Source organism: Variovorax sp. PMC12 (genome assembly GCF_003019815.1).
GTDB lineage: Bacteria > Pseudomonadota > Gammaproteobacteria > Burkholderiales > Burkholderiaceae_C > Variovorax.
This window is the reverse complement of record NZ_CP027773.1, coordinates 4,535,240-4,562,222: the sequence shown is the minus strand read 5'-3', so window position 1 is coordinate 4,562,222 and position 26,983 is coordinate 4,535,240. Positions and strand designations below refer to the sequence as shown.

The following is a 26,983-nucleotide window of genomic DNA, read 5'->3' as shown; positions in this document are numbered from 1 at the left end:
TGGGCCTGTCAAACCATAACTCCAAGACGGCAGCCTGGGTTCCCCCAGTCAGAACAGCCAATTGGAGAGAGACAAATGACAGACAGCAAACTGCCCCGCCGCCGCGGGCTGCTCAAGGGCGCCGCCGTGGCCGCCGGTGCCATGTCCGTGCCGATGGTCAGCATGGCCCAGACCGCATCCTTGCGCTTCCAGAGCACCTGGCCCGCGAAAGACATCTTCCACGAGTACGCGCAGGACTACGCCAAGAAGGTCAATGACATGGCGGGCAACCGCCTGAAGATCGAGGTGCTGCCGGCCGGCTCGGTGGTGCCCGCATTCCAGCTGCTCGACGCGGTGGCCAAGGGCACGCTCGACGGCGGCCACGGCGTGGTCGCGTACTGGTACGGCAAGAACTCCGCGCTCGCGCTGTGGGGCTCGGGCCCCGGCTACGGCATGGACGCCAACATGATCCTGGCCTGGCACACCTACGGTGGCGGCAAGGCGCTGATGGACGAGATCTACAAGGGCCTGAACCTCGACGTGGCCTCCTACCTCTACGGCCCCATGCCCACGCAGCCGCTGGGCTGGTTCAAGAAACCGGTGGCCAAGGCCGAGGACATGAAGGGCCTGAAGTTCCGCACCGTGGGCCTGGCCGTGGACGTGTTCACCGACATGGGCGCCGCCGTGAACCCGCTGCCCGGCGGCGAGATCGTGCCCGCGCTGGACCGCGGCCTGATCGACGCGGCCGAGTTCAACAACGCATCGAGCGACCGCGTGCTGGGCTTTCCCGACGTGGCGAAGAACTGCATGCTGCAGAGCTTCCACCAGAGCGGCGAACAGTTCGAGGTGCTGTTCAACGGCAGCAAGCTGAAGTCGCTGCCGCCCGAGCTCAAGTCCATCATCGAATACGCCACGCAGGCGGCCAGCGCCGACATGAGCTGGAAGGCCATCGACCGCAACTCGAAGGACTACGAAGAGCTGAAGAAGTCCGGCATCAAGTTCTACAAGACGCCCGACGCGGTGCTGCGCGCGCAGCTCGCCTCATGGGACAAGACCATCGCGAAGAAGTCGGCCGAGAACCCGATGTTCAAGAAGGTGCTCGACTCGCAGCGTGCCTTTGCCGAACGCGCCGGCCAGTGGCAGAACGACTACTCGGTCGATTTCAAGATGGCCTACAACCACTATTTCGGACGACAGGCCAGGAAGGCCTGATGCGATTCATGTGACGCGAGGGCGCCCGGGCGGCGCCCTCTTTTTCATGCCTGCACGCATGCCGCGCACGGGTCGCGGCGAGGAGTTCGTTCCGATGCAATCTTTCCTGCTGGCGGTCGACCGGTTCTCCACATGGATCGGCAAGACCTTCGCCTGGTGCGCGCTGCTGCTCACGCTGCTCATCAGCTGGGAGGTGTTCTCGCGCTATGCGCTCAACAAGCCGCACGCCTGGGTGCTGGACGCGCAGATCATGCTGTACGGCGCGATGTTCATGACCGCCGGCGCCTACACGCTCTCGAAGAACGGCCACGTGCGCGGCGACGTGCTCTACGGCTTCTTTCGTCCGCGCACGCAGGCGACGGTCGACTTGGCGCTGTACATCGTGTTCTTCCTGCCGGGCATCGTCGCGCTCACCTGGGCCGGCTGGATCTACGCGGGCGAGTCGCTCGCCATCCGCGAGCAGACCTTCTCGGCCGAGCCGCTGCCGCTGTACCCCTTCAAGTACATCATCCCGCTCGCGGGCTTCACGCTGCTGCTGCAGGGCATCGTCGAGATCATCCGCTGCGTGCAGTGCATCCGGCAGGGCGCATGGCCTTCGCGCGAGCAGGACGTGGAAGAGGTCGACGTCGAGAAGCTCAAGGAAATGGTGCACGTGAAAGACGAGGACATCGCCGCGCTCGACCGCGTGGTGGTGGGGCAGACAGCCACCGGGGGCGCGCGATGATCCGCCGCGAACTCTGGTTCGGCCTGTCGTTCATGGCGCTGATCGTGATCGGCGCCGGCACCGTGCTGGCCAATGCGCCCACCATCACCAACGGCCACCTCGGGCTGCTGATGCTGTCGCTGGTGGTCGTGGCCATCATGCTGGGCTTTCCCACGGCGTTCACGCTGATGGGCATGGGCATGATCTTCACCTGGCTCGCCTACGACCGCGACTGGCACCGAACGCTCGACCTGATGGTGCAGTCGGCCTTCAAGACCATGGCCAACGACGTGCTCATCGCGGTGCCGCTGTTCGTGTTCATGGGCTACCTGGTGGAGCGCGCGAACCTCATCGAATCGCTGTTCAAGAGCCTGCACCTGGCGCTCGCGCGGCTGCCGGGCGCGCTCGCGGTGGCGACGCTGGTCACCTGCACCATATTCGCGACGGCCACCGGCATCGTGGGCGCGGTGGTCACGCTGATGGGCCTGCTGGCGCTGCCGGCCATGCTGCGCGCGGGCTACAGCGTGCCGCTGGCCGCGGGCGCGATCACGGCGGGCGGCTGCCTGGGCATCCTGATTCCGCCGTCGGTGCTGCTGATCGTTTACGGCGCGACGGCCGGGGTCTCGGTGGTGCAGCTGTATGCGGGCGCATTCTTTCCGGGGCTGATGCTGGCTTCGCTCTATGTGCTGTACGTGATCATCATCGCGTGGATCAAGCCGCAGTGGGCGCCGCCGCTGTCGCAGGCCGAGCGCGTGGTGCCGCTGCCGCCGCTGTCGCAGCGGCTGGCCGAAAGCCCCGCCGCGCATGCGCTGGTGGGCTTGGTCAAGGGGCGGCGCAACGCCGGCGTGCCGCTCTCGCATGTACTGAAGCAGCTCGGCATCGTCGCGATGCCCGGCGTGATCTTCCTGCTGCTGGCGGCCTTCAGCTACAAGGCCGTGACCACAGTGGAGGCGCAGGCGCGCTACGACATCGAGGAGATCGGCGCCGTGCGCAGCGCACCCGCCGCGGGCGGCTTGCAGGAACCGCCGTCCGAGGGCGGGCTGCAGGAGCCGCCGCGCGAAGAAGGCCTGCAGGAGCCCCCCGGCGGTGAACAGGCGCCGGAGCCCGCCGCGGCCTCCGCGCCGCTGGCCGAGCCGGCAGAAGCAGCACGAGGCGCCGCCGAAAGTGCCGCCGAAGCCGCCACCGAGCGCCCCGCGCCCACCTGGTGGTGGGTCACCTTCGCGATCTTCGGCGCCATCGTCACGCTGTTCTACCTGTTCCTGAGCTTCGCGCGGCTCGAGATCTTCAAGATGCTGCTGGCGTCGTTCTTCCCGCTGGTGCTGCTGATCCTTTCGGTGCTGGGCTCCATCGTGCTGGGCCTTGCCACGCCGACCGAGGCGGCCGCCATGGGCGCGCTCGGCGGCATGCTGCTGGCCGCGGCCTACCGGCGGCTGAACCTCACGGTGCTGAAGGAGTCGGTGTTCCTCACGGCCAAGACATCGGCCATGGTGTGCTGGCTCTTCGTGGGCTCGGCCATCTTCTCGGCCGCATTCGCGCTGCTGGGCGGGCAGGCGCTGGTGGAAGAGTGGGTGCTGGGCATGAACCTCACGAAGGTGGAGTTCCTGATCCTGAGCCAGGTCATCATCTTCCTGCTGGGCTGGCCGCTAGAGTGGACCGAGATCATCGTGATCTTCATGCCCATCTTCATCCCGCTGCTCGACAACTTCGGCGTCGACCCGCTGTTCTTCGGGCTGCTGGTGGCGCTGAACCTGCAGACGGCCTTCCTGTCGCCTCCAGTGGCCATGGCGGCCTTCTACCTGAAGGGCGTGAGCCCGCCGCACGTGACGCTCAACCAGATCTTCCTGGGCATGTTGCCCTTCATGGGCATCCAGGTGCTGGCGATCGTGCTGCTGTACACATGGCCGCAGATCGGGTTGTGGCTGCCGCAGCTGCTCTACAAGTAGAGCAATGTCGTCGCGCTCTGCGTCCACTCCGGCGCGGTTCCATTGACGATAAAGAGCCGAGCCGCCTTTGCGACCTGCTCCCGCATGAACCGCATTCCTATGAGCAAATATATGCTCAAGCGTGCAGAAATTCTCAGGCTGCTACTTGAGACATAGCAGACTGAGCCGAGCGCCCCTACCATGATGCCTCAAATTAAAAAGGGAGTGGCACATGAGCGGCAGGGAGTTTTGCGCGCCGGACAATTCAAATCATCCCAAATGGAAAAGTTGGGACGTTTTCAAATGGCGCGTATTATCGGAAAAAATGGGTGGCGGGCGAGCATATCTGCAAGCGTACAAAGACGGTTGGGTCGTTTACAATAAATTCCGTATAAAAGATGCGGCGGAGCAATACCGAATCCCTCCTGCGATGCTCGGCTGCGTCGCTTGGGCCGAAGTGGGCGGCAAACCCGACGGCATTAAAAGACCGGTATTCCAAGGACGCACGTTGCAGCGAACACTGGCTGGCAGACCCGTCAAATTTGGAAAGCCGCCCGAAGAAACATCGGTTGGCGCGGTCAGCATCCAGCTGCGGGTTGCCTCCAAAGAGCTAGGCATACCGATCGAACTGTTGTCGTACTCCGATCGAATGAACCTGATTGCGTGCCTTGAGACCGACACGTTCAATTTGAACGTCGTTGCCCTGCATCTGAAAAATCTGATCCTGTACGACTACCCAGGCACCGATACTTCAAATCTCACTGATGAACAATTCATCGTCGCAGGCTCTCGCTATAACCGAGGCATCGAGCGTGCGTTGAATGAATTTATAGATTCAATAAAGCTCCCCCCTGGGAGCCAAGGCAGGCAATTTTCCGAATATGGGCGCAGAATGCTGGAGCAGCGTGACCATATCTCAATGCTTCTCGAAAAAGTCTGACGATGAAAAGAATAGGCCTGGCAGTTGTATCGGCGTATGCATTATTTTGCATTGCCCTGATGCTTCTCATGCCCATGAACAAGTATGAATGGATGTTGGACGAGCCGAGTGCAAAATCCGACGGGCTGACTTTTTGTGGATTGCCTATTGACAATGACATCAGCACCAGATTTTTCTCTGCCGCCTTTTTAATTCCACTCTTTGTCTTTGCAGCAATCCAGTCAATCAGAGAAAGAAAAATACATTACTCCCTTTGGATTGCCATTGCCTTGCTCGCGGTTTGGGGGTGGCGTTTTTTTATCTATTACCCGTTGTGCTGAGCTGGCAAGGCAAAGGGTTGAAGGTTCGCGGCCCTGTCTCAGCGCCGCCGCTCCACATAAGGCCGCGCCTGCAGCAGCACGATCCTGTCGCCCACCGTCGCCCATTCGATGTCCTGGTCGACCGCGTTGAAGGTGCGCTTCACCGCCGCGCCCACATTGGCCAGGCGCACCACCAGTTCGTCGGTCAGCACGTTGCGCCCGGCCTGCAGCGGCACTTCCTTCACGCCGCCGTCCTTGTCGAGCTGCAACGCCGTGTCTTCGGCCGAGCGGCTCAGCACCTGGATGGCCTTGGACCAGCTCGAATACATCACCTGCTCCGCCACCCGCTGCCCCTCGACCACGCGGATGCCGATGCCGCGCTTGGCCGAAATGTAGGTGACATGCGCATGCCCCGCGTCGAAGGGGTCGCGGGTGATCAGCACGCCGGCGTTGGTGGAGTCGATGGCGGTCTGCACGAACACGCCCATCAGCACCGACTCGGCGCCGAAGCCCGCGGCGCCGCGCGCCTCCCATGCCTCGGGGTTGAAGACCGAAGCCCAGACCTTCTTGACCGCGGCCTCGAGCGCGTCGCCGGTCTTGACGTTGGGCACGGTGGTGTAGAGCCCCGCGCCGCTGAAGCCGGGCAGGTCTTCGGAGTTGGACGAGCTGCGCACGAACACGCCCCCCCCGCCCAATTGCGACTGCCATGCCGCGCGCCATGAAGCGGCAGTGGCCGCATCGACCGGCCATTGAACGATCTCGTCGCGCAGCTGCGCCAGCGCCTTCTGGCGGACCTTGGGGTCGCTCGCGAAGCCGGGTTGCTGCTGCATGCGCGCGATGCGCTCGCCCAGGCCGTTGGCACGCATGAAGCGGTCGTAGTGGGCAAAGGGCACGCAGAAGCCGTCGGGCACCGACGTGCCCGGAATGCGTGCGGCCTGCATGGCGCCGAGGTTGGCGGCCTTGGTGCCGCACTGCGCGCTGTTGCGGGCGCGCAGCGAGGCCAGCGGCAGCAGGCGGGTCTCGCGCAGGTCGGGGTTGATGGCCTTCGCACCGCCGGGCGTGGCGCCGGCGGACGCGGTGCGCACCGCGCGCGGCGGCAGCGCCGCGATCTCATCGGCCGTGAGGCGGCGCACTTGGTAGCCCGAGGCCGCGACCTTCAGCGCCACCCACTGGCCCGCGTGCTCCTTCAGCACCGTCGCCGCGTCGCGCACATAGGCGTTCGGAATGCCCCAGCCCTTGGCCAGCAGGTTGACGTGCGACAGCGCCGTGGACGGCCGCTCGGTCAGCACGCCCGCCACCGGCGGCAGGCTCAGGGGCACCTGCCGCAGCACCGCGATGTCGTCGGGCAGCAGTGCGTTGATGCCCGACTCGTCTTCCACCACGCGCACGCGGCCGGTGGCGGTGCCGACGTTCATCGGCAGATAGGGCTGCTCGCGGATCAGCGCCTCCTGGCTCACATAGTCGATGCCGGTTTCCATGGCAATTCGCTCGTGCAGCGTGGAGTTGGTCTTGAACTTCACGGGCGCGAAGAAGCTGGCCTTCACCTGCGCATCGGCCTGCCGCAGCAGCGGCGCGGTGAGCCGGTCGCCTTCCCAGAATTCGTAGCTGAAGGCGCCGATGTTCTGCTGCCAGCTCAGCGTGCCGAACAGGAAGCGGCGGTCGGGCACGAGGTAGTTGCGATCGATCTCGCGCTTGGCGGTGTCGGGCGCCAGCCGCGTGCCGCGCAGGAACCGCACGTGCAGCTGGTAGCGCGGCGTGTCGATGTAGTACATGCGCGGCGCCGGCTTCGCCTTCAGGTCGACGACGAACAGCACGTGAGCCAGCTGCATCGGCGTGCCGGCGTCGTAGACGCGCGCGAGCTGGTCGAAGTCGCCCTGGCTGCGCAGCGCCGGCAGCGACGACGGCACCGCCGGACGCGCCCCCTGCGGCTGGACCGGGCCCTGCTGGTTCTGTTGCTGATAGTAAGAAGGCTTGCGCGCGAGCTGGGCGGCGGCCGGCACCGCCGCGGTGGCGGCGATGCACAGCGCCAGCAGCGCCGGCCATCTCTTGTGGAAGCACATTTCGCCCTCAAGGCGCGCGTTGTTTTCGTTCTTCACCTCTGTTCCCTCCTTACAGCTGGTTGCCGAATGCACCTGCGCTTCACCAAGCAAGGGGACGGCGCTGACAGCGGCAGCGGATTCTCGCGCGTTACAAACAGGCAAACCAAGCGACCGGACCGCTTCGTACATCCGGGGATCAGAGGAAACACATGAACCGCAAGACACCCGGGCGCATTCGTCGCCCGCTGCAACAGTGGCTGCTCGGCCTGGCGCTCCTGGGCGCCGGCATCGCGGCCGGCGCCCAGCCCGGCCCACAGGGCCAGATCGCACGCCTGAACCAGCAACAGGGCACCGTGAGCATCGCGCCCGCCGGCCAGGACCGCTGGCAGGCGGCCCGGCAAGGCAGCACGCTGTCGGTCGGCGACCGCGTCTGGACCGACCGCAACGCGCGCGCCGAGTTCTACATCGGCCCGGTGGCGCTGCGGCTGGGCAGCCAGACGCAGGTGGAGTTCTCGGGACTCGACGGCAACTTCGTGGACATCACCACCACCCAGGGCGAGCTGCAGCTGCGCGTGCGCGACGGCCTGGCGGGCCAGCGCCTGAAGATCCACACCGGCAACCTGCAGGCTGTGATCACCGCGCCGGGCGAATACCGCTTTGCCGCGGACACCGCCACTTCCACCACCTGGGTGGCGGTGGCGTCGGGCCGGCTCACGCTGTACGGAAGGAACGGCGCCTCGCAGTTGCTGACCGACCGCCAGCAGACGACCGTGTCCGGACGCGACCTGGCGGTCGTGCAGACCCAGCGGGTGCAGAACGCCGGCTTCGACGCCTGGGTGGCCGAGCGCGACCGGAACGAGGACCGCTACTCCGGCACCGCACACTTCGAGCCGCCCGGCCTGCTGGTGCAACCGGCGGTGGTGGCCGTGCCGCCGCCGCAGGTGCGCTACGAGCCCGACTACAGGGCGCAGCAGGAGCAACAGCTGGCCTGGCAGCGCGAGCAGGAGTGGCGCCAGCAGCAGGAGGAACTCCGCCAGCAGGAAGATTGGGGCCGCGACCAGGAATGGCGCCAGCAGCGCGAATGGCAGCAGCGCCGCGAGTGGCACGATCGCGCCGAGCAGGACCGCTGGCGGCAACAGCAGCAACAACAGCAGATGCAGTTGCAGCTCCAGCAGCAGCAACAGCAGGCCCTGCGCCAGCAACAGGAAATGCAGCTGCGCGCCGCGCAGGCGCAGGCCCAGCAGCAACAGCAGCTGCTTCAACAGCAACAGCGCGCGGCGCAGCAGGCGGCGCAAGTCCAGCAGCAGCAACTGCAGCTTCGCCAGCAGCAGGAGATGCAACTGCGCGCCGTACAGATGCAGCAGCAGGTGCAGGCCCAGCAGGCGGCGCAGCAGAACGCACTGCGCCAGGCCCAGGAAGCGCAGCTTCGTGCGATACAGCAGCAACAGCAACGCGGCCCTGCCGCAACGCCGCAGCAGCAACAAGGCCAGGGCGAAGACCTGAAGCGGCTCTGGACCTCGCCGGACTCTCGCTGACTCTTCCGGGCACGGGGCGCCGGAAGCCCCGCCGAAAGCTCCGCCAATCCACCGGCCGCTAAAGTCGGCGGCCAAGGAGCTTTTCATGCCCACATTCGACTTCGATCTCTTCGTCATCGGCGGCGGCAGCGGCGGCGTGCGCGCCGCGCGCATGGCGGCGCAAACCGGCGCGCGCGTCGGGCTGGCCGAGGCCGCCGATCTCGGCGGCACCTGCGTCAACGTGGGCTGCATACCCAAGAAGCTCTACAGCTACGCGGCCGGCTACGCCGAATCCTTCGAGGAGGCCGCGGGCTACGGCTGGAAGCTGCCGCAGGCCCCGCAGTTCGACTGGGCGCATCTCAAGTCGCAGCGCGCGAAAGAGATCGGCCGGCTCAACGGCATCTACGGCTCGCTGCTGAAGAACGCCGGCGTGACGCTCGTCACCGGCTGGGCCCAGCTGGTCGATGCCCACACGGTCGAGATCGACGGCAAGCGCCACACGGCGCGCCACCTGCTGGTAGCCACCGGCGGCACGCCCTTCGTGCCCGACATTCCGGGCCGCGAGCACATCGTGACCTCCGACGCGATGTTCGACCTCGACCCGTTCCCCAGGCGCCTGCTGGTGGTGGGCGGCGGCTACATCGCCTGCGAGTTCGCCTCCATCTTCAACGGCCTGGGCGCCAAGGTGACGCAGCTGCATCGCCGCGCGCACCTGCTCACCGGCTTCGACGACGACGTGCGGCAGTTCCTCGCCAGCGAGATGGGCAAGGCGGGTGTCGACCTGCGGCTCAACTGCGAGGCCGTTTCCGTCGCGCGCGGCGCAGGCGGCCTCACCGTCACGCTGGCACGCGGCCAGCAGATCGAGGCCGACACGGTGCTCTTCGCGACCGGGCGCGTGCCCAACACGCAGGGCCTGGGCCTGGAGGCCGCGGGCGTGAAGCTCGACGAGAAAGGCGCGATCGCGGTCGATGCGCACTACCGCAGCTCGGTGCCGTCGATCTACGCGGTGGGCGACGTCTCCACGCGCGTGCAGCTCACGCCGGTGGCGCTGGCCGAGGCGATGGTGGTGGTCGACGAGCTCTTCGGCAAGGGCAAGCGCCGGCTCGACTACGAGTTCATTCCCACCGCCGTGTTCACGCACCCGAACATCGGCACCTGCGGCTACGGCGAGATCGAAGCGCGCGCGAAGTTCGGCGAAGTGACCGTGTTCTCGAGCGAGTTCAAGTCGCTGCGCCACACGCTGTCGGGCCGCAACGAGCGCACCTTCATGAAGCTGGTGGTCGACAAGGCCACCGACCGCGTGGTGGGCCTGCACATGGTGGGCGCGGATGCCGGGGAAGTGGTGCAGGGCTTTGCCGTGGCGATGCGCGCGGGCGCGACGAAGGCGCTGTTCGACAGCACCATCGGCATCCACCCCACGGCCGCCGAAGAGTTCGTGACCATGCGCGAGCCGATGCCCGGCTGATCAGGCCTGTGCCGCCTGCTGCGGCTTGCCCTCCAGCAGCTTCACCAGCACGAACAGCACCCGGTTGGCCGGCGTGGGCACGCCCAGCGCCTCGCCGCGCCGCACGACCAGCCCGTTGAGGTGGTCGATCTCGCTGAGCTTGCCGCGCGCCAGGTCCTGAGCGGTCGACGAATACTGCGCGGGCATGGTCTGCGCGATGCCGCGCAGGGCGGCGTCGGTGTCGCCCGGCACTTCGACGCCTTCGGCCTTCGCCACCGCGAGGCACTCGGCCACCACGTCGCGGATCACGTCGCTCACGCCCGTGCCTTGCACGAGCACGCCGTAGGGCAGCTGCGTGATGGCCGAGAGCGCGTTGTAGGCGCAGTTGAGGATCAGCTTGGCCCAGAGCGAGCCGCGCACGTTGCCCGAGATCTGCGTGGGCACGCCGGCCGCCGCCAGATGCCGCGCGACTTCTTCGCTGCGGCGCGACGGCGCGATCACCAGCTCGCCGCGGCCGTTGTGCTTCACGTGGCCGGGGCCGGCCATGCCGGTGGCCACGTAGACGACGGCGGCGGCCACTTCGTTCGACGCCGGCAGCACCGCGCGCACGCGCTCGTCGTTGTCCACGCCGTTCTGCAGCGTGAGCACAAGCGCGCCCGGCGCCAGGTGCGGCCCGATCTGCGCGGCGGCCGATTCGCTGTCGGTGGATTTGACGCAGAACAGCACCAGGTCGGCACCCTGCACCGCGCCGGGTTCGGTGCTCGCGGCCATTCGCACCTGCTCGTCGAAGGCCCGGGTCTCCAGCCGCAGCCCGTTGGCGTTGACGGCCTCCACATGCGCGGGCCGGCCGATCAGCACCACCTCGTGGCCCGCGCGCGCCAGCATGGCGCCGTAGTAGCAACCGACCGCGCCGGCGCCCATGACTGCGACTTTCATCGATGCGACTCCTTGGATGTTGCGGGGATCATGCCTCGGCCTCGGCGCCGCGCGAGGCCGCGCCCTCGGCCAGCAGCCATTCGCGGAACGCCACGAAGGCCGGCAGGTCGAGCCGGTCGGGCCGGTAGCAGAGGTAGTGGCCCTGGTTCACGCTCACCGGCGTGCCGCAGGGGCTCAGCAGCGCGCCTTCGGCCAGCTCTTCCTGCACCAGCAGCCTGGGCACGAGGCCGATGCCCAGTCCGTTGAGCGCCGCCTGGATCAGCGCCGAATACTGCGCGAAGCGCGGCCCCGCCACCGTCTGCACTTCCGGCACGCCGTGCTGCGCGGCCCATTGCCGCCACGCGCCGGGCGCGCCTTCGTGATGCAGCAGCGTGTGGCCGGTGATGTCGGCGGGCTGCGCGATGCGGTGGCGCCCCTCGACCAGCGAGCGCGCCACGATCAGCACGAACTCGCGCCCCGCGATGTACTCGGACACCACGCCGGGCCAGCCGTCGGGGCCGTAGCGGATGGCGGCGTCCACGCCCGCCGGAATGCCGTCGCTGGGCTCCAGGTGGCGGCTGAAGCTCAGCATCACGTGGCGGCTCTTCTGGCTGAAGGCGGGCAGCCGCGGAATGAGCCACTTGGTGAGAAAGGTGGGCACGCTGGCCAGCGTGAGGAGCCCCGCGCCCGCGTCGCCCGAGCGGGCCTCGAAGGTCGCGGTCTCGATGGCGCGCAGCCCGCCCGAGATCTTCTGCCAGTACACGCGGCCCTGCGGCGTGAGCTGCACGCCGCGTCCGTTCTTCTGCAGCAGCTCGCGGCCCAGGAAAGCCTCGAGCCCGGCGATCTGCTTGCTGACCGCGCTCACGGTGATGCACAGGGCGCCCGCCGCGAGCGTGATGCTCTGGTGGCGCGCCACCGCGTCGAAGGCCAGCAGCTCCTGGATGGTGGGGCAGTCGCGCTTCATGCATCGCTCCGCTTCATGAAAGCTGCGTGAAAAACGCTTTCTGATTGCTCAAGTGTCGTCATCCAACTTTCACCCATAAGTACGCACGCGGTTCCTAGAATTCGGGGCAACGCGGCGGCATGCCCGGCGCTGACAGTAGCGCATCCGGAAAGTATGCCGGGTGTCCATGACATTGGAGACAACCTTGGTTCGCGGCATTTCGCTCATCTACGGCCTGTACCTGCTGCTGCCCATCGCCCTGCTGATGATCGGCAGCGTGGGCGGCAACTGGACCAACACGCTGCTGCCCACCGGCATCACCGGACAGTGGTACGTCGACCTGTGGCTCGACACCTCGTTCCGCAAGGCTTTCGTCAGCAGCCTCGTGGTCGCCATGTCGGCCTGCGCCATCAACACCGTGCTGGCCTTGCCGCTGGCCTATGCGCTGTACCACGGCGCGCAGCGCGGCGGCAGCCTGGCGGCGCGCATCGTGAGCGCCACGCCGGTGGCGGTGCCGGCCATCACGCTGGCCTTCGGCTACATGATCGTGTTCAACACCGATCTCGCGCCCTGGCTGGGCTCGATGCCGCTGCTGATAGCCGCGCACGCGATCCTCACCCTGCCCTACCTCACCAACACGCTGCTGACCGACCTGCGCCACCTCGACCTCGGCCGGCTCGAGCAGGCGGCGGCCACGCTCGGCGCCTCGGGCTGGCAGCAGTTCACCGGCATCGTGCTGCCGAGCCTGCGCCAGAGCCTGATCAGCGGGCTGGTGATGGTGGCGGCCATCTCGGTGGGCGAGTTCGGCGTGTCGAACCTGCTCACGAGCTTCCAGAACCGCACCTACCCCGTGGTGCTGCTGCAGGCCTTCTACGGCGCCACGGGCTTCGCCTGCGCGGCCACGGTGATCCTTCTTGTGCTGGCGAGCGCGTCGGCGCTTCTTTCCTCTTCCCTCGTGAAGCAACGCGCCTGACCGATACGCCATGAGCCTCCTACTCGACAACGTCAACTACAACTATCCCGGCAGCACGCACGGCCTGCACGACGTGTCGCTCGACGTGCGCACCGGCGAGCTGGTCGCGGTGATCGGCCCCAGCGGCTCCGGCAAGTCGACGCTGCTGAAGCTGGTGTCGGGCCTGGAGACGGGCCACACCGGCCGCATCGCGCTCGACGGCGAAGACATGTCGCGCACGCCCGTGCACCAGCGCAACATCGGCATGGTGTTCCAGAGCTACGCGCTGTTCCCGCACCTGAGCGTGCTCGACAACGTGGCCTACGGGCTCAAGCTGCGCAAGGTGGCGGCCACCGAACGACGCCAGCGCGCGCAGGAGCTGCTCGACATCGTGGGGCTGGGCGACTTTGCGCAGCGCGCCGTGGCGCAGCTTTCGGGCGGCCAGCAGCAGCGCGTGGCCTTGGCGCGCGCCCTGGCCATCGACCCGCGCGCCCTGCTGCTCGACGAGCCGCTGTCGGCGCTCGACGCCAGCGTGCGCGGCCACCTGCGCGACCAGATCCGCGCCATACAGCAGCGCTTCAACGCCACCACGCTGCTGGTCACGCACGACCAGGAAGAAGCACTGGTCATGGCCGACCGCGTCGCCATGCTCAAGGACGGCCGGCTGCTGCAGATCGCCACGCCGCGCGACATCTACGAGAACCCCGCGAGCCGCGCGGTGGCCGAGTTCGTCGGGCTCTCGACGATCCTGCCCGCCAAGGTGGCCGCGCCGGGCCGGCTGGACCTGGGCTTTGCCGAACTCTTCGCCGACACCGGCCAGCGCGCCTTCGGCACCGCGGTGCACGTGCTGGTGCGCCCCGAGCACATCCGCGCCGACCCGGCAGCCGACGCCGTGAACCGTCTCGCGGGCAGCACCCGCGCGCAGCGCTACCTGGGTGCGCTCACGCGCTACGACTTCGAGGTGCCGGGCGCGGCCAGGCCCTTCCTTGCCGAATCGCCCGCGCCGGCCGTGGAGGCCATCGCCATCGCGCCCGGGCACATCCGTTTACTCGACCACTGAACCCTTTCCTCAAGGAGCCACCATGCAACGCAGACAACTGATCCAAGCCGCCGGCGCACTGCCGCTGGCCACCCTCGCGGCCCGCACCGCCTTCGCCTTCGACGGCCCCGAGCTGTATGCGGGCGAGAAGGCGCTGTACGCCGAGGCGCAGAAGGAAGGCCTGTGCGTCTCCTTCGACACCGGCCCCGAATGGGCCAACTGGAAGTCGCTGTTCCGCGACTTCAAGAAGCGCTACCCCGAGATCGAGCTGACCTACAACGACATCGGTTCCGCCGCCACCGTGGTCGCGCTCGAGAAGACCAGGCGCCGCCCGCAGGCCGACACCGCCTACTACTTCGCCGCCTCGGCCGTCGACGCCGCGAAGAAGGACGTGGTCGCGCCCTTCAAGCCCGTCAACTTCGACAAGCTGCCGCCCGTGTTCCGCGAGGCCGAAGGCCGCTGGTTCACCATCCACACGCTGAACATCGCCTTCCTGGTCAACAAGAAGCTGGTGAAGAACGTGCCCACGGGCTGGGCCGACCTGCTCAAGCCCGAGTTCAAGAACACGGTGGTCTACCTCGACCCGCGCTCCACCGGCATCGGCCAGGTGCTGACTTTCGCCGCGGCCTACGCCAACGGCGGCAGCGTCGACAACGTGCAGCCCGGCATCGACTACCTGGGCAAGCTGCATTCGGCCGGCAACGTGCTGCGCGTGGAAGGCACCACGCCCTACGCCAAGTTCCTCAAGGGCGAGATTCCCGTGTGGATCAGCTACGAGAACGACGGCCTGAAGGCCAAGCACGTCGACGGCATGGGCGACGCGATGGAAGTCGTCATTCCGAAGGAAGCCAGCGTGGCCGCGCCCTACGCCATCAGCCTGGTGAAGAACGGCCCGAACCCGAACGCCGGCAAGCTGTGGCTGAACTTCATCATGAGCGAGGCCGGCCAGTCGCTGTTCGCGCAGGGCTTCGTGCGGCCGGCCGTGCCGGGCACGCAGCTGAGCGCCGACGTGGCCGCCAAGATGCCGCCCGCGCCGCAGATCAAGCCGCTGGACGTGGTGAAGGCCTCGGAGCGCAAGGCCGAGATCGACAAGCTGTGGGCACAGGCTGCCCTGGGCAAGTGATCGGTCAGCCGTGATGCGACGCTTTGGCGCCTGGCCCGCCTGGGCCTTCATGGCGCTGTTCTTCGCGGTGCCGCTGGCGGCGCTGCTGCCCGAGGCCTTCGGCGAAGGCGGCAGCGCCTTCGGGCGGCTGTTCGGCAACCCGCTGTTCTTCGGCGCGCTGCGCAACACGCTGGCGCTCGGGCTGGCGGCGGGCGCGGTGTCGGCGCTGGTGGGCACCTGCATCGCGATCGAGCTGGCGCGCCAGCCGGCGTCGCGGCGCCAGTGGATGATGACGCTGCTGGGCCTGCCGCTGGCTTTCTCGGGGCTGGTGATCGCCTACGGCTTCATCCTGGCCTTCGGGCGCGCCGGCTTCGTGACGCAGCTGCTCGCGGGGCTGGGCGCGGACCCGGCGGCCCTGGGCAGCTGGATCTACAGCGTGTCGGGCCTGGGCTTCGCCTATGCCTATTACCTGATCCCGCGCGTGGCGCTGTCGCTGTACCCGGTGTTCGCGAACCTCGACCTGCGCCCGGCGCAGGCGGCGCGCACGCTGGGCGCGTCGAAAGCCCGCGCCTTCCGGGACACGGTGGTGCCCGAGGTGCTGCCTTCGGTGCTGTCGAACGCCTGCATGGTCGCCGCGATTGCCATGGGCACCTACGGCACGGCGCTGGCGCTGGTGGGCACGCAGCTCAACATCCTGCCGCTGATGCTGCTGGCGCAGGTGGGCGACGGCGGTTCCGATTTCGCGGTGGCGGCGGCGTTGTCGCTGGTGCTGATGGTGGTGTGTGTGATCGTGATGGGAGTGGGTGATGTCTTTACGCGAAGGCGCGAGCGCGGTGCTGTCGGCGCCGGTCACTGAGGCGCTGGCGCGCCTGGCGCAGAAGCAGCGGGGGCCGTCGCGCCACCGCCAGCCGGTGGCGATGATCGGCCCCGGCGACGGCGGCCCGGCCGAGTGCGAGGCCGCCCATGCGGTGGCGCATGCGCTGGCCCGCGCGGGCATGTCGGTGGTGTGCGGCGGGCGCGGCGGCGTGATGGCCGCGGCCTCGCGCGGCGCGGTGGAAGCAGGCGGCATCGCCGTGGGCATCCTGCCGGAGGACGACGACCGCAACGCCAACGAGTGGCTCAGCGTGGCCATTCCCACGGGCATGGGCGAGATGCGCAACGGCATCATCGCGCGCAGCGGCGTGTGCCTGGTGGCCATCGGCGGCAACATGGGCACGCTGTCGGAGATGGCGATGGGGCTGAAGTGGGGCAAGCCGGTGTTCGTGATGCACGGCGATGTGGCGCTGCCCGGGGCTGTGCAGGCTGTCGATGTGAACGACATGCTTGCGAAGGTGCTGGAGTGCTTGCTGGGCTGAGGTTTGGGTGCTTTCGTTCAGGGTGCGTGCACAGGCCACCGGGTACTCCCCTCCGCGAATGTCCCCCGGCCTGCGGCCTCCTCCTTTATTTCGCTGCGGGGAGCACCCGGCGCCCTGTGCACGACGAGCGCTGCCGTTGTGCCGCTCGATCAACAAGTGCTCTGAACGCTCACGACGGCGGCGTGAGCGCACCCCGAACAACGCCCTCAAACAAGCATTGCACAATGACGCCATGCCCTACATGCCCACCTTCGTCGCTCCCGCCCGCTTCGCCGATGCCGCCGCCGCACTCGAACAGGTCAAGGCCATCTACAACGGCGGCCTGGCCCATCTTCGCGAATCGATGCTGCGCTTCGTTGCCGGCGAGGCGCTGCCGGGCCGGGTGCGGGCCTGCTACCCCTTCGTGCGGGTGCATACCCACACCGTCTCGCGCCACACGCCGCCGGCCAACGCCGGCCTGAGCTACGGCTTCGTGGCCGGCCCCGGCCGCTACGAGACCACGCTGACGCGGCCCGACCTGTTCTCGCGCTACTACTTCGACCAGTTCCGCCTGCTGCTGGAAAACCACCAGGTCGAGCTGGAGATCGGCACCAGCACGCAGCCCATTCCCATCCACTTCTCGTTTGCCGAGAACGACCACATCGAAGGCACCATGAGCGCCGAGCGCCGCGCCCTCATGCGCGACGTGTTCGACCTGCCCGACCTGGGCGTGATGGACGACGGCATTGCCAACGGCACCTTCGAGGCGCGCGACGGCGAGGCGCAACCGCTGTCGCTGTTCACGGCCGCGCGGGTGGACTACTCGCTGCACCGCCTTCGCCACTACACCGGCACCGCGCCCGACTGGTTCCAGAACTTCGTGCTGTTCACCAACTACCAGTTCTACATCGACGAATTCGTGCGGCTGGGCCACGAGGCCATGGCCGACGAGAACAGCGAGTACATCGCCTTCATCGAGCCCGGCAACGTGGTCACGCGCCGCCGCGGCCTGGCCGCTGGCGGCAGCCAGAACTTCGGCCACCTGCTCGACGGCAGCCAGGGCACGGCACCGCCGCGGCTGCCGCAGATGCCGGCCTACCACCTGGTGCGCGAGGACTGCAGCGGCACCAGCATGGTCAACATCGGCGTCGGCCCGGCCAATGCCAAGACCATCACCGACCACATCGCCGTGCTGCGCCCGCACGCCTGGATGATGCTGGGCCACTGCGCCGGCCTGCGCAACACGCAGCAGCTGGGCGACTACGTGCTGGCCCACGCCTACGTGCGCGAGGACCACGTGCTCGACGAAGAGTTGCCGCTGTGGGTGCCCATTCCGGCGCTGTCGGAGATCCAGCTCGCGCTCGAGAAGGCCGTGGCCGACGTCACGCGCTACGAGGGCCCCGACCTCAAGAAGATCATGCGCACCGGCACGGTGGCCAGCACCGACAACCGCAACTGGGAGCTGCTGCCCGGCAACCAGCCGCAGCGCCGCTTCAGCCAGAGCCGCGCGGTGGCGCTGGACATGGAAAGCGCCACCATCGCGGCCAACGGCTTCCGCTTCCGCGTGCCCTACGGCACCTTGCTGTGCGTGAGCGACAAGCCGCTGCACGGCGAGATCAAGCTGCCCGGCATGGCCAACCACTTCTATCGCGAACGGGTGGAACAGCACCTGCGCATCGGCATGCGGGCCATCGACATCCTGCGCGAGGAAGGCTCCACGCGCCTGCACAGCCGCAAGCTGCGCAGCTTTGCCGAGGTGGCCTTCCAGTAAAGCAAGGGCGCCCGGCGTGCATCCGGGTTTGTCCCTGCCCGCGCACGGGCGGGATCGGCGCTTTTCGCGGACATCATTCGGTTTCCCCACAGAAAACCGGAAACAAGATGCCCCAGTCGCCTTCCGTCACTCTCTCGCGCCGCAACTTCTCGGCATGGATCGCGGCATCGGCCGCAGCTGCAGGCACAGGGGGCGCCGCGCTGTGGCCCGGCGTCGCCAGGGCGGCCGACGCACCGGCGGGCAGCAAGCTGCGCATCGTGATTCCCGCGAACGAAGGCGGCGGCTGGGACCAGACCGGCCGCGCGCTCGGCGCCGCGCTGCTGGCCTCGGGCGCGGTGGGCAACGTGGTCTACGAGAACATCGGCGGCAAGGGCGGCACCATCGGCCTGGCCAAGTACGTCGAGAAATACGACGCCGACCCGGAGGCCCTGCTCGTCAGCGGCATGGTGATGGTCGGTGCCGTGGCGCTGCAGAAGCCGGCCGTGACCCTGAGCAACGTGTCGCCGGTGGCACGCCTCACCAGCGACTATGAAGTGGTGGCGGTCAAGGCCGACTCTCCCATCAAGACGCCGAAGGACCTGATCGCCCAGCTGCGCACGGACGCGGCCAATACAGTGGTCGCGGGCGGCTCCGCCGGCGGCGTGGACCACATGTACGCCGGCATGCTGGCGCGCGTGGCGGGCGCTTCCTCCTCGCTGGTCTACCAGCCGCACCCAGGCGGCGCGCAGGTGGTGGAGGCGTTGGAGAGCGGCAAGGCGGTGGCGGGCATCTCGGGCTTCAGCGAATTCAGCGACAGCCTGGCCAGCGGCCGGCTGCGCGCCATCGGCGTGTCGTCGAAGCAGCCGTTCCAGGGCATCGCATCGGTGCGCGAGCAGGGCGTGGACGCCGACCTCGCCAACTGGCGCGGCGTGATGACCGGCAAGAAGGTGCCGCCCTACCGCAAGGCCGTGCTGCTCGACGCGGTGCGCCGCGCGACCACGCATGACCTGTGGGCGAAGACCATCAAGCGCAACAACTGGGACCCGTACTGGATGGCGGGCAAGGACTTCGAGAGCTTCCTGGAGCTGGACACCGCGATGGCCGGCCCGCTGATCTACCTGCTCAAGCTGAAGGCCTGAAGTCGGACCCTGCCGGCGCTCAGGCGAAAAGCTCCGGCATCTCGCGCTGCGCCTTCGGCGTGAGCGTGAGCGCGCGGCCGTCCAGTTCCTGCCGCACCCATCCGCGCCGCAGCGACAGCTGCAGCCACGCGGCCCCGAGCGCGCCGCCCAGGTGCGGCCGGCGTTCGCTCCAGTCGAGGCAGGCACAGGCGAAGCGCCGGCGCGAGCGGCGCACCGCGTCCACCTCCACGCCCAGGCTTTCGAGCGCGATCGCGCCGTCGGGCGTGAGCTCGTAGGAACCGCTCTGCAAGCCGCTGAGCCAGCCTTGCGCATGCAACCGGTCGTGCAGTGCGACGCCGGCCGTGCCCGCCATGTGGTCGTAGCAGGTGCGCGCGCTGCGCAGGCGGCTCGGCGTGTTGGGCTTGAACTCCGCCGCGCGCGGCGTGCCGGCGATCACCATCAGGCTTTCGAGCGCGGCGGCCACGTCGTCGTTGGCCAGGCGAAAGTAGCGGTGCTTGCCCTGCACCAGCAGTTCGACCAGCCGCTCTTCCTTCAGCCGCGCAAGATGCGCGCTCGCGGTGGACGCGGCCACCTCGGCCACGGTGGCGAGTTCGGTGGCGGTGCGTGCGTGGCCGTCCATCAGGCAGCTGAGCATGCGGGCGCGCGCCGGCTCGGCGATGGCGCCGGCTACGCGGGCCAGCTGGAAATCGGCGGTCGAATCGAGGGTGTCCATGCGCCTCATCGTAAGACGGCTCGGCATCCGACACTTCGGCCGCGGACGAAGTGTGGCGGCGCCGCCGATCGCACACTGCGGCCATGGACCGGAACAACAGCCCCACCCCTCCCGACGCGACTCTCGACCCGGTCGCGGCCGCGACGCATGCCGACCCCTACCCCTTCTACGCCAGCCTGCGCAACGGCCCACCGCTGGCGTGGAACGAAAAGCTGCGCCTCTGGGTGGCCAGCCGTGCCGAGGTGATCGAAGAAGTGCTGCAGGCGCACGGCGCTCTGCGCGTTCGGCCGGCCGCCGAGCCGGTGCCGAGCGCCATCGCGGGCAGCCCGGCCGGCGAGGTGTTCGGCCACCTGGTGCGCATGAACGACGGCACAGCGCACGAGGTCCAACGGCCCGCGCTGCAGCGGGCGTTGGCCGGGCTCGATCTGAACGCCGTGCGCGAAGCTGCCCTGCAGGTGGCGCGGCAAGTGCCGCAGCAGCAGCCGCTGTCCGACACGTTGTTCTCGATGCCGGTGCGGTCCGTCGCGCACCTGCTGGGTTTTGCCGACGAGGCGCTGCCGCAGGTCGACCTGTGGACGCGCGACTTCGTGGCCTGCCTGTCGCCGCTGTCGACGGCGAGCCAACTGCAGGGCGCAAGCACGGCGGCAGGCGAATTGATGGCACGCTTCGAAGACCTGGTCGCGGGCACGCCGCCGCGCCGGGGCACGCTGCTGGCGGCCGTGATGGCCGAAAGCGCCGCACCGTCGCGCTCGCTGCTCGCCAACCTGGTCGGCCTGCTCTCACAGACCTGCGACGCCACGGCCGGCCTGCTGGGCAACAGCCTCATCGCCCTGCTGCGCGAACCCTCGCTGCGCACGGCCGCACGCACGCGCGACGGGCTGCAGGCCATCGTCGAAGAGACGGCGCGGCACGACCCTTCGGTGCACAACACGCGGCGCTTCGTGGCAACGCCCGTCACCATCGCGGGCACGCCGCTCGCGGCGGGCGACACGGTGCTGGTGCTGCTGGCCTCGGCCAACCGTGATCCGGCGTTCAACCCCGACCCCGACAGCTTCGTCCTCGTGCGTGCGAAGCGCCGCATGCTCGGCTTCGGCCACGGCACGCACGCCTGCCCGGGGCAGACCCTGGCCTGCACGCTGGCGGCGGCCGGCCTCGAAGCCCTGCTGCAGCGCGCACCCGACGTCGACGCGCAGCTCCTGCGCGGCTGGCACTACCGGCCGTCAGTCGCGGCGCGCGTGCCGGTGTTCCACTGACCGGTGTGCGCGAGATGCGCAGACAGCTGCGCATCTCCCCAGCGCAACGGCAGTGCCGCCGGGCGGCGCAAGGCGTGGGTCACACGGAAGCGCATCAGCCGTTCAGCGCCTTCGAACGCGGCCACCTCGGGGCCGTTCCAGACGATCTCGGCCGTGACCGCCACATGCAGCAGGTCGCCGCTGTCGAAGTCGACGAACAGCAGACCCGCGCGCGGATGCGCCGCCAGGTTGCCGAGCGTGTTGAAGAAGCGGTTGCCGTTGAAGTCGGGCACGGTCAGCGTGTCGTCGCCGTCGATGCGCACGAAGCCCGGCCGGCCGCCGCGATGCGACACATCGACGCCGTGCGAACTCGCATCGGCATCGTCGCCCACCGCCACTTCGTTCGGATACGCAGTGGCAATGAACAGCGTGTCGGCGCTGCCGATGAGCCGATGCGCCGCCAGGTCGAGCTTGTCGAGCCATTGCGCGGGCGCCGCATCACCGCGCGGCGGTGCGAACACCGGCTCGCGTGCCTGGATGTAGCGCGGGCAGTTGCCGAAGCTCTGCTGCACCTCGACCATGAAGCCCGCCGCGTCGATGGCCTCGACGGTGCCGTTCATGCGGTTGCGCCGCCGCGTGTGCGGCTGGATGCCGAGCAGGCCCAGCGTCGCGCCCTGCTTCAGCTGGCCCGCGAGCGGATCGCCCGCCGCGGGCAGCGCGTCGATGCGCAGGTGCGTGGCATCGGGCGAATGCACGAAGCCGGCGGGCGCCGCGAGCACGCTGGCCCAGGGCTGCAGCCCGTCGTCGATGCTGCCCGCCACGATGAAGGGCAGCAGCGAGAAGAACTCGCGGTGCTGGTCGGGCATGAAGTCGCGGATGATGCGCGGGCCCGCGGCCTCCATCTGCTCGCGCGATCCCGCAAGCGTCTGCAGCGCGCGTTCGCCCGCATGGAACGGTGCGGCGATCATGCGGCCGCCGCGAGCCCGACGGGCGTGCGCACCATTGGCACGAAGCTGGGCAGCGCCTCCACCCGCGCGAGCCATTCGCGCACATGCGCGTAGCCGTCGAGCGACACCCTGCCTTCGGGTGCGTGCGCCACGTAGGCGTAGTTCGCGATATCTGCCAGGGTGGCGGCCGGGCCCGCGAGGAAGGGCTGTTGCCGCAGGTGCGCCTCCATCACCGCCAGCAATGCATGCGAGCGCGTCACCGTCTCCGCCGGATCGGTGGCCAGCCCGAACAGCGCCATGACGCGCGCGGCGGCGGGCCCGTACGCCAGCGGACCGGCGGCCACCGAGAACCAGCGCTGCACCTGCGCCGCGCCCACCGCGTCCTGCGGCATCCAGCGGGCGGGGTCGGGCGAATAGCGCGCGTTGAGGTAGACCAGGATGGCGTTGGAGTCGGCCAGCGTCAGATCGCCGTCTTCGATCACCGGCACCTGGCCGAAGAGGTTGCGCGCCAGGAACTCCGGCGTGCGGTTCTCGCGCTTGCGCATGTCGAGTTCGATGTTCTCGAAGGGCAGGCCGAGCATCGTGAGGAAGAGGCGCACTCTGTGCACGTGGCCCGAAATGGCGGCGCCGTAGAGCTTGATGGGGCGAATGGGTCGGGTGGCGTTCATGGCGAGGGTCCTTCTGGGATGTCTTTGAGCGAGTACGGTGCCGATTCTTCTCTCTTGCGCCGGATGAATGAATAGCCACTTCTGTATTTGACTGCTGCGATTTCCGGTTTAATCGCGCCATGGATCGTTTCAAGGCCATGCAGACTTTCGTGCAGATTGCCGACCAGGGCAGCCTGACCCGCGCCGCCGAGGCGCTCGGCACTTCGCTGCCCGCGGTGGTGCGCTCGCTGGCGTCGCTGGAGGCGCACCTGGGCGTGCGCCTGTTCCACCGCACCACGCGCCGCCTTTCGCTGACCGAGGAGGGCCGCCACTACCTGCCGAGCGCGCGCGAAGTGCTGCTGGCGGCCGACGCCGCCGACCTCGCGCTGAAGGCCGAGGCACGCGAGCCGGCCGGGCAGCTCACCATCACCGCGCCGGTGCTGTTCGGCCACATGTACGTGGCGCCGGCCATCGTGCGCTTCATGAAGCGCTATGAAAAGGTGCGCTGCAGCGTGCGCCTGTACGACCGCACGGTGAGCCTGCTCGAAGAGGGCGTCGACGTGGGCATCCGCATCAGCCCGCTGGAAGACTCGTCGCTGGTGGCGCAGACGCTGGGCACCATCCGCCGCGTGGTGGCGGCCAGCCCCGCCTACCTGGCAGCGCACGGCACGCCGCAACATCCGCGCGAGCTGAACGGCGCGCCCTGCGTGCGCGGCCGGGTCGATGCGCCGCCGCAATGGCTGTTCCGCGACGGCGGCAAGACCATCGGCGTGACGCCGGACAACCGGCTGGAGTTCAACCACATCGCACCGGCCATCGAAGCCTGCGCGGCGGGCATGGGCTTCGGCACCTTCTTCTCCTACCAGGTGATGCCGCACGTGGCGCAGGGGCGGCTCGCGCTGGTGCTGGAAGACTTCGAGCCGCAGCCGCGGCCCGTGAGCGTGATCTACCCGAACGCGCGGTTGCTGCCGGCGCGCACGCGGGCTTTCATCGACTGGATGAAGATGGAGTTCAGCGAACTCAGGCTCTAGCAGACCCCAGGTAAGGTGCGAGCCAGTCGGCTCCGGGCATCTCGGGTGTCTCCCGGCTGTCGTGCAGGCAGATCTCGGAGTCCTGCGCCAGCAGAGACCAGCCGTCGCGGTGGAGTTGCTCGCACAGCGCCACCACGCGCACGCTGAACGCATCCAGTGGCTCGCGGCTGCGCAGCGTGAGGAAGCAGGTGTCGGCTTCTTCGCGCAGGCTGTCGCGCGACAGCTGTGCGCCGTGCGCCTCGCACAGCTGCTGCAGCGCGGAGAGGTCGTGCAGCTGGCGCAGCTTGCCGCGCCACTCGAAGTACCGTCCGGCGCGGCCCAGCCTGTCGGCGTCATGCACCTGCGCATCGACCTTCACGCCCAGCACGGCCATGCCCGCGCGCGCCAGCCATTGCGCCAGCGCCATGGCCTCGGCCTTGGCTTCTTCGAAGTCGGCACGCAGCCAGGCGATGGCCGAAGGCTGCTGCTTGCGATCACCGCCACCATGATCGTTGCCGCCGCGATGGTGGTGATGGTCGATCAGCAGCGGCCGCAGCCCGGCCTGCTCGCACACCGCGACGAAGAAAGGAATCTGCGACGCGTGCAGCGCGCCGCAGGTCAGGTGCAGCTTCAGCATGGGCTTCATGGCACGGCCGCCCGTTCGGGCAAGGGCCTGCCATCGCACAGCGCCGCGGCATCGGTGGCCATGCCGCGCACGGCTTCCTCGATGCCGAGGTTCAGCACCGACATGAATTCGCCGTTGCCGTTGGCCCAGTTGGTGCGCGTGCCCATGCCGTGGTACTGGCGCACCACGGGCTCGGCGCCGGGTCTGCGGTAGGTGGCCTGCAGCACGACATGAGAGACCAGGTTCAGCCCGGCGGACCACGCATGCGCAAGGCGCAGCGCCACATCGGCCGTCACCTGCCGTGCGGCACCGGGCGACGGCGGCGCGGCGGCCACCACCTGCAGCCCGTAGCGGCCGGCCGACTGCAGCGCCCCGCGAATCCACGGGCCGGCGTCGCCGCCCTGGATGGACTGCACCGACACCGGCGTGGCGTGCAAGGTGGGCAGCATCACGGTCAGGTTGCCCACGTTGGCCTTGTTCAGGCGCAGGTCGTCGATGGCCGGCAGGTACAGGGTGCAGCCATTGGCGACGTGCAGCCGCGCGACCGGCGGGCTGTTGGGCCGCTCCGCCGCCTCGGGCGCCGGCTCGAACACCATGGAAAGCGGCTCGGTCTCGGTCAGCGCATGCGACAGGCCCGGCATGGCGCAGAGCGCCGAAAGGACACACAGGGCGGCGGCACTCCGCGCGCGTATTTGCATCATGGGGCTGCGCTCCTGACGGAGTAGAGGGCACCGTCCTGGTCGCGGAACAGCACGCGTCCCGGCTGCTCGTCGAAGCTCGCGCCGGCCACGGTCACCCACGAGCCGTTGACGTTGAAGCGCGCGGTCTTCACCGCGCCGGAGCGCGCGCCGGCAATGTCCATCGCCACCGCGCGCAGGGTCTGCGTCATCGAGTCGCGCATCACGCCGCGCAGCACCTGTCCGTCGTCGGCCGTGAGGCGGCGGATGACGGTGGCGCGCGCGGTGCCGCCGATGGGCGTCTGGAAAATGGCGGCGGTGCGGTAGCTGGGCTCGCTCTTGCCGTCCTGCCACAGCAGCGCGGAGGCGCGCGTGGTGAAAGCGCCGAGTCCGGGCTCGAGCGCGTATTGCAGCCACACCACCATGTACGCGGGGCCGTCCCGGGTGGCGGCGATGCGGGCTTCGTGCGCGGCCTTGACCGGCATGGCGGCAAGCAATTGCGCAGAGCGGATCTTCAGCGGAAAGGAACTCGGGTCGGCCAGTTGCGCCTCGAGCGCGCGGGCCGCCTCGGCGCGGTAGTCGTAGTCGAGCAGCGGGCCGACGATGGCCTGCACCTCGGCGCTCATGTCTTTCTGGCGCGACTGCTGCACCGACGAGTCGATCAGCGCGCCGATCAGCCCGCCGCCGGTGGCAGCGCTCACGCCGGGCGATTGCGCGGAGAACATGAAGCTCTCCTGGGCGACGACCACGCGCACGTCCACCTCCCGGACCTTGCCCCGGTCCGCGGACGACAGCGGCCGATGAAACGGCGCGCAGGCGCCGAGCGCCATCAGGAGAGACAGCGCCAACAGGAAACGCAGCATCTTTGGGCCTCCCCCCGTGAAATGCATTTGGCAGCGATTGTGCCGTGGCCCGGGCAAGCCGCGGGGGCGGATTGCGCACGCCTGCGTCAGAATCGCCGCGTGCAGCCCACAACCGCCCCCACCCCTCCCCTCTTCCAGGTCAGCCGGCTGCGCAAGCGCTATGGCGAGACCACCGTGGTCGACGACCTGTCGTTCGAGATCGCGCCCGGCGAATGCCTGGGCGTGATCGGCCCGAACGGCGCCGGCAAGACCACCACCATCCGCATGTGCCTGGGCCTCACCGCGCCCGACGGCGGCGAGATATCCGCGCTGGGCCTGCAGATGCCGCGCGACGCGCTGGCCATCAAGGCGCAGCTGGGCGTGGTGTCGCAGTTCGACACGCTCGACCCCGACTTCAGCTGCGCCGAGAACCTGGTGGTGTACGGCCGCTACTTCGGCTTCGGCAAGGCGCAGGTGCGCGAGCGCGTGCCTCAACTGCTGGAGTTCGCGGCGCTGTCGCACAAGGCCGATGCCAAGCCGGGCGAACTGTCGGGCGGCATGCGCAGGCGGCTGTCGCTGGCGCGCGCGCTGGTCAACGACCCCAAGCTGCTGCTGCTCGACGAGCCCACCACCGGGCTCGACCCGCAGGCGCGCCACCTGATGTGGGAGCGGCTGCAGGTGCTGCTGCAGCAGGGCAAGTCGATTTTGCTGACCACGCACTTCATGGACGAGGCCGAGCGCCTGTGCTCGCGCCTGCTGGTGCTCGACCACGGCCGCAAGATCGCCGAAGGCCGACCGCGCGACCTGATCGCCGAGCACCTGGAGCCCGACGTGGTCGAGGTGTACGGCAACGGCGCGCTGTCGCTGGCCGAATCGGCCGAACTGAAGGCGATGGCCGCGCGCGTGGAAGTGAGCGGCGAGACGGTGTTCTTCTACACACAGGACGCGCGGCGCCTGCTCGACGCCTTGACGCGGCACGGCGGGCTGCGCACCTTTCACCGGCCGGCGAACCTGGAGGACCTGTTCCTCAAGCTCACCGGCCGCCAGATTCGCGAGGACGGCTAG

Annotated in this window: 26 protein-coding genes; 17 read left to right on the top strand and 9 right to left on the bottom strand. The window is 68.6% G+C overall.

The window, feature by feature from the left end; translation table 11 throughout:
* Positions 1-75: 75 nt before the first annotated feature.
* The 5 genes from C4F17_RS21125 to C4F17_RS21110 all read left to right on the top strand — a co-directional run bounded on the left by C4F17_RS21125 (position 76) and on the right by C4F17_RS21110 (position 5,076).
* Positions 76-1,191, top strand: coding sequence for a TRAP transporter substrate-binding protein (locus C4F17_RS21125; protein ID WP_106936556.1), 1,116 nt, complete (start codon positions 76-78; stop codon positions 1,189-1,191).
* Between the two features lie 94 nt (positions 1,192-1,285).
* Positions 1,286-1,915, top strand: coding sequence for a TRAP transporter small permease subunit (locus C4F17_RS21120; protein WP_106937640.1), 630 nt, complete (start codon positions 1,286-1,288; stop codon positions 1,913-1,915).
* The gene (locus C4F17_RS21115; RefSeq protein WP_106936555.1) at positions 1,912-3,837 is read left to right on the top strand and encodes a TRAP transporter large permease; all 1,926 of its coding nucleotides are present in this window, start codon (positions 1,912-1,914) and stop codon (positions 3,835-3,837) included. Before C4F17_RS21120 ends, C4F17_RS21115 begins: the two co-directional genes overlap by 4 nt.
* 211 nt (positions 3,838-4,048) lie before the next feature.
* Positions 4,049-4,756: a hypothetical protein gene (locus C4F17_RS32850; RefSeq protein WP_159053683.1), complete on the top strand. Its 708-nt coding sequence runs from the start codon at positions 4,049-4,051 to the stop codon at positions 4,754-4,756.
* A 2-nt stretch (positions 4,757-4,758) separates the two neighbouring features.
* Positions 4,759-5,076 (top strand): DUF2645 family protein, encoded by a 318-nt coding sequence (locus tag C4F17_RS21110; RefSeq protein WP_106936554.1) that lies wholly within the window; start codon positions 4,759-4,761, stop codon positions 5,074-5,076.
* Positions 5,077-5,114: 38 nt separating this feature from the next.
* Here C4F17_RS21110 and C4F17_RS21105 read toward each other — a convergent pair whose 3' ends face one another.
* Positions 5,115-7,115, bottom strand: coding sequence for a PEP/pyruvate-binding domain-containing protein (locus C4F17_RS21105; RefSeq protein ID WP_106937639.1), 2,001 nt, complete (start codon positions 7,113-7,115; stop codon positions 5,115-5,117).
* A gap of 188 nt (positions 7,116-7,303) precedes the next feature.
* Between C4F17_RS21105 and C4F17_RS32845 the strand changes: the two genes are divergently transcribed.
* Together C4F17_RS32845 and gorA are read left to right on the top strand one after the other, a co-directional pair.
* On the top strand, positions 7,304-8,629 hold the full coding sequence (locus tag C4F17_RS32845; RefSeq protein WP_159053682.1) for a hypothetical protein: 1,326 nt from the start codon (positions 7,304-7,306) through the stop codon (positions 8,627-8,629).
* Positions 8,630-8,714: 85 nt separating this feature from the next.
* Entirely contained in the window at positions 8,715-10,073 is a 1,359-nt protein-coding gene (gene gorA, locus C4F17_RS21095; protein ID WP_081270422.1) for a glutathione-disulfide reductase, read from the top strand.
* Here gorA and C4F17_RS21090 read toward each other — a convergent pair whose 3' ends face one another.
* Positions 10,074-10,988, bottom strand: a complete 915-nt coding sequence (locus tag C4F17_RS21090; RefSeq protein ID WP_106936553.1) for a ketopantoate reductase family protein — start codon at positions 10,986-10,988, stop codon at positions 10,074-10,076.
* A 28-nt stretch (positions 10,989-11,016) separates the two neighbouring features.
* Positions 11,017-11,931 (bottom strand): LysR substrate-binding domain-containing protein, encoded by a 915-nt coding sequence (locus C4F17_RS21085; RefSeq protein WP_106936552.1) that lies wholly within the window; start codon positions 11,929-11,931, stop codon positions 11,017-11,019.
* A gap of 166 nt (positions 11,932-12,097) precedes the next feature.
* On the opposite strand from C4F17_RS21085, the gene C4F17_RS21080 reads away from it, so the two are divergent.
* The 7 genes from C4F17_RS21080 (at position 12,098) to C4F17_RS21050 (ending at position 19,226) form a co-directional block, all read left to right on the top strand.
* A complete protein-coding gene (locus tag C4F17_RS21080) occupies positions 12,098-12,883 on the top strand; it encodes an ABC transporter permease (RefSeq protein ID WP_081270425.1) in 786 nt (261 codons plus the stop codon).
* Between the two features lie 10 nt (positions 12,884-12,893).
* A complete protein-coding gene (locus C4F17_RS21075; protein WP_106936551.1) occupies positions 12,894-13,922 on the top strand; it encodes an ABC transporter ATP-binding protein in 1,029 nt (342 codons plus the stop codon).
* 22 nt (positions 13,923-13,944) lie between these two features.
* Positions 13,945-15,024 (top strand): extracellular solute-binding protein, encoded by a 1,080-nt coding sequence (locus tag C4F17_RS21070; RefSeq protein WP_106936550.1) that lies wholly within the window; start codon positions 13,945-13,947, stop codon positions 15,022-15,024.
* A 13-nt stretch (positions 15,025-15,037) separates the two neighbouring features.
* Positions 15,038-15,859: an ABC transporter permease gene (locus C4F17_RS21065; protein ID WP_106936549.1), complete on the top strand. Its 822-nt coding sequence runs from the start codon at positions 15,038-15,040 to the stop codon at positions 15,857-15,859.
* Positions 15,810-16,358, top strand: a complete 549-nt coding sequence (locus tag C4F17_RS21060) for a TIGR00725 family protein (protein ID WP_106936548.1) — start codon at positions 15,810-15,812, stop codon at positions 16,356-16,358. Before C4F17_RS21065 ends, C4F17_RS21060 begins: the two co-directional genes overlap by 50 nt.
* Positions 16,359-16,590: 232 nt before the next feature.
* Positions 16,591-18,108: an AMP nucleosidase gene (locus C4F17_RS21055; RefSeq protein ID WP_106936547.1), complete on the top strand. Its 1,518-nt coding sequence runs from the start codon at positions 16,591-16,593 to the stop codon at positions 18,106-18,108.
* 107 nt (positions 18,109-18,215) lie between these two features.
* Positions 18,216-19,226: a Bug family tripartite tricarboxylate transporter substrate binding protein gene (locus C4F17_RS21050; RefSeq protein ID WP_172839819.1), complete on the top strand. Its 1,011-nt coding sequence runs from the start codon at positions 18,216-18,218 to the stop codon at positions 19,224-19,226.
* Between the two features lie 19 nt (positions 19,227-19,245).
* Here C4F17_RS21050 and C4F17_RS21045 read toward each other — a convergent pair whose 3' ends face one another.
* Positions 19,246-19,938 carry an ArsR/SmtB family transcription factor gene (locus tag C4F17_RS21045; protein ID WP_106936546.1) on the bottom strand — a complete coding sequence of 231 codons (693 nt, stop codon included), beginning with the start codon at positions 19,936-19,938 and terminating at the stop codon, positions 19,246-19,248.
* Positions 19,939-20,021: 83 nt separating this feature from the next.
* Between C4F17_RS21045 and C4F17_RS21040 the strand changes: the two genes are divergently transcribed.
* Positions 20,022-21,191 (top strand): cytochrome P450, encoded by a 1,170-nt coding sequence (locus C4F17_RS21040; protein ID WP_106936545.1) that lies wholly within the window; start codon positions 20,022-20,024, stop codon positions 21,189-21,191.
* Here the strand turns inward: C4F17_RS21040 and C4F17_RS21035 are convergent.
* Both C4F17_RS21035 and C4F17_RS21030 read right to left on the bottom strand, forming a co-directional pair.
* Positions 21,149-22,138 carry a pyridoxamine 5'-phosphate oxidase family protein gene (locus tag C4F17_RS21035; RefSeq protein WP_106936544.1) on the bottom strand — a complete coding sequence of 330 codons (990 nt, stop codon included), beginning with the start codon at positions 22,136-22,138 and terminating at the stop codon, positions 21,149-21,151. The genes C4F17_RS21040 and C4F17_RS21035 overlap by 43 nt on opposite strands.
* The gene (locus C4F17_RS21030) at positions 22,135-22,785 is read right to left on the bottom strand and encodes a glutathione S-transferase family protein (protein ID WP_106936543.1); all 651 of its coding nucleotides are present in this window, start codon (positions 22,783-22,785) and stop codon (positions 22,135-22,137) included. The genes C4F17_RS21035 and C4F17_RS21030 overlap by 4 nt, the downstream gene beginning before the upstream one ends.
* 119 nt (positions 22,786-22,904) lie before the next feature.
* On the opposite strand from C4F17_RS21030, the gene C4F17_RS21025 reads away from it, so the two are divergent.
* Positions 22,905-23,795, top strand: a complete 891-nt coding sequence (locus tag C4F17_RS21025) for a LysR family transcriptional regulator (protein WP_106936542.1) — start codon at positions 22,905-22,907, stop codon at positions 23,793-23,795.
* On the opposite strand, the gene C4F17_RS21020 is transcribed toward C4F17_RS21025, so the two are convergent.
* Genes C4F17_RS21020 through C4F17_RS21010 form a run of 3 tightly spaced genes read right to left on the bottom strand, consistent with a single transcriptional unit; the run spans position 23,785 to position 25,939 of the window.
* On the bottom strand, positions 23,785-24,420 hold the full coding sequence (locus C4F17_RS21020; protein ID WP_234382262.1) for a hypothetical protein: 636 nt from the start codon (positions 24,418-24,420) through the stop codon (positions 23,785-23,787). The genes C4F17_RS21025 and C4F17_RS21020 overlap by 11 nt on opposite strands.
* Positions 24,417-25,100, bottom strand: coding sequence for a hypothetical protein (locus tag C4F17_RS21015; RefSeq protein WP_106936541.1), 684 nt, complete (start codon positions 25,098-25,100; stop codon positions 24,417-24,419). Before C4F17_RS21015 ends, C4F17_RS21020 begins: the two co-directional genes overlap by 4 nt.
* The gene (locus C4F17_RS21010) at positions 25,097-25,939 is read right to left on the bottom strand and encodes a hypothetical protein (RefSeq protein WP_081267526.1); all 843 of its coding nucleotides are present in this window, start codon (positions 25,937-25,939) and stop codon (positions 25,097-25,099) included. The genes C4F17_RS21015 and C4F17_RS21010 overlap by 4 nt, the downstream gene beginning before the upstream one ends.
* Before the next feature lie 21 nt (positions 25,940-25,960).
* On the opposite strand from C4F17_RS21010, the gene C4F17_RS21005 reads away from it, so the two are divergent.
* Positions 25,961-26,983 (top strand): ATP-binding cassette domain-containing protein, encoded by a 1,023-nt coding sequence (locus C4F17_RS21005; protein WP_234382259.1) that lies wholly within the window; start codon positions 25,961-25,963, stop codon positions 26,981-26,983.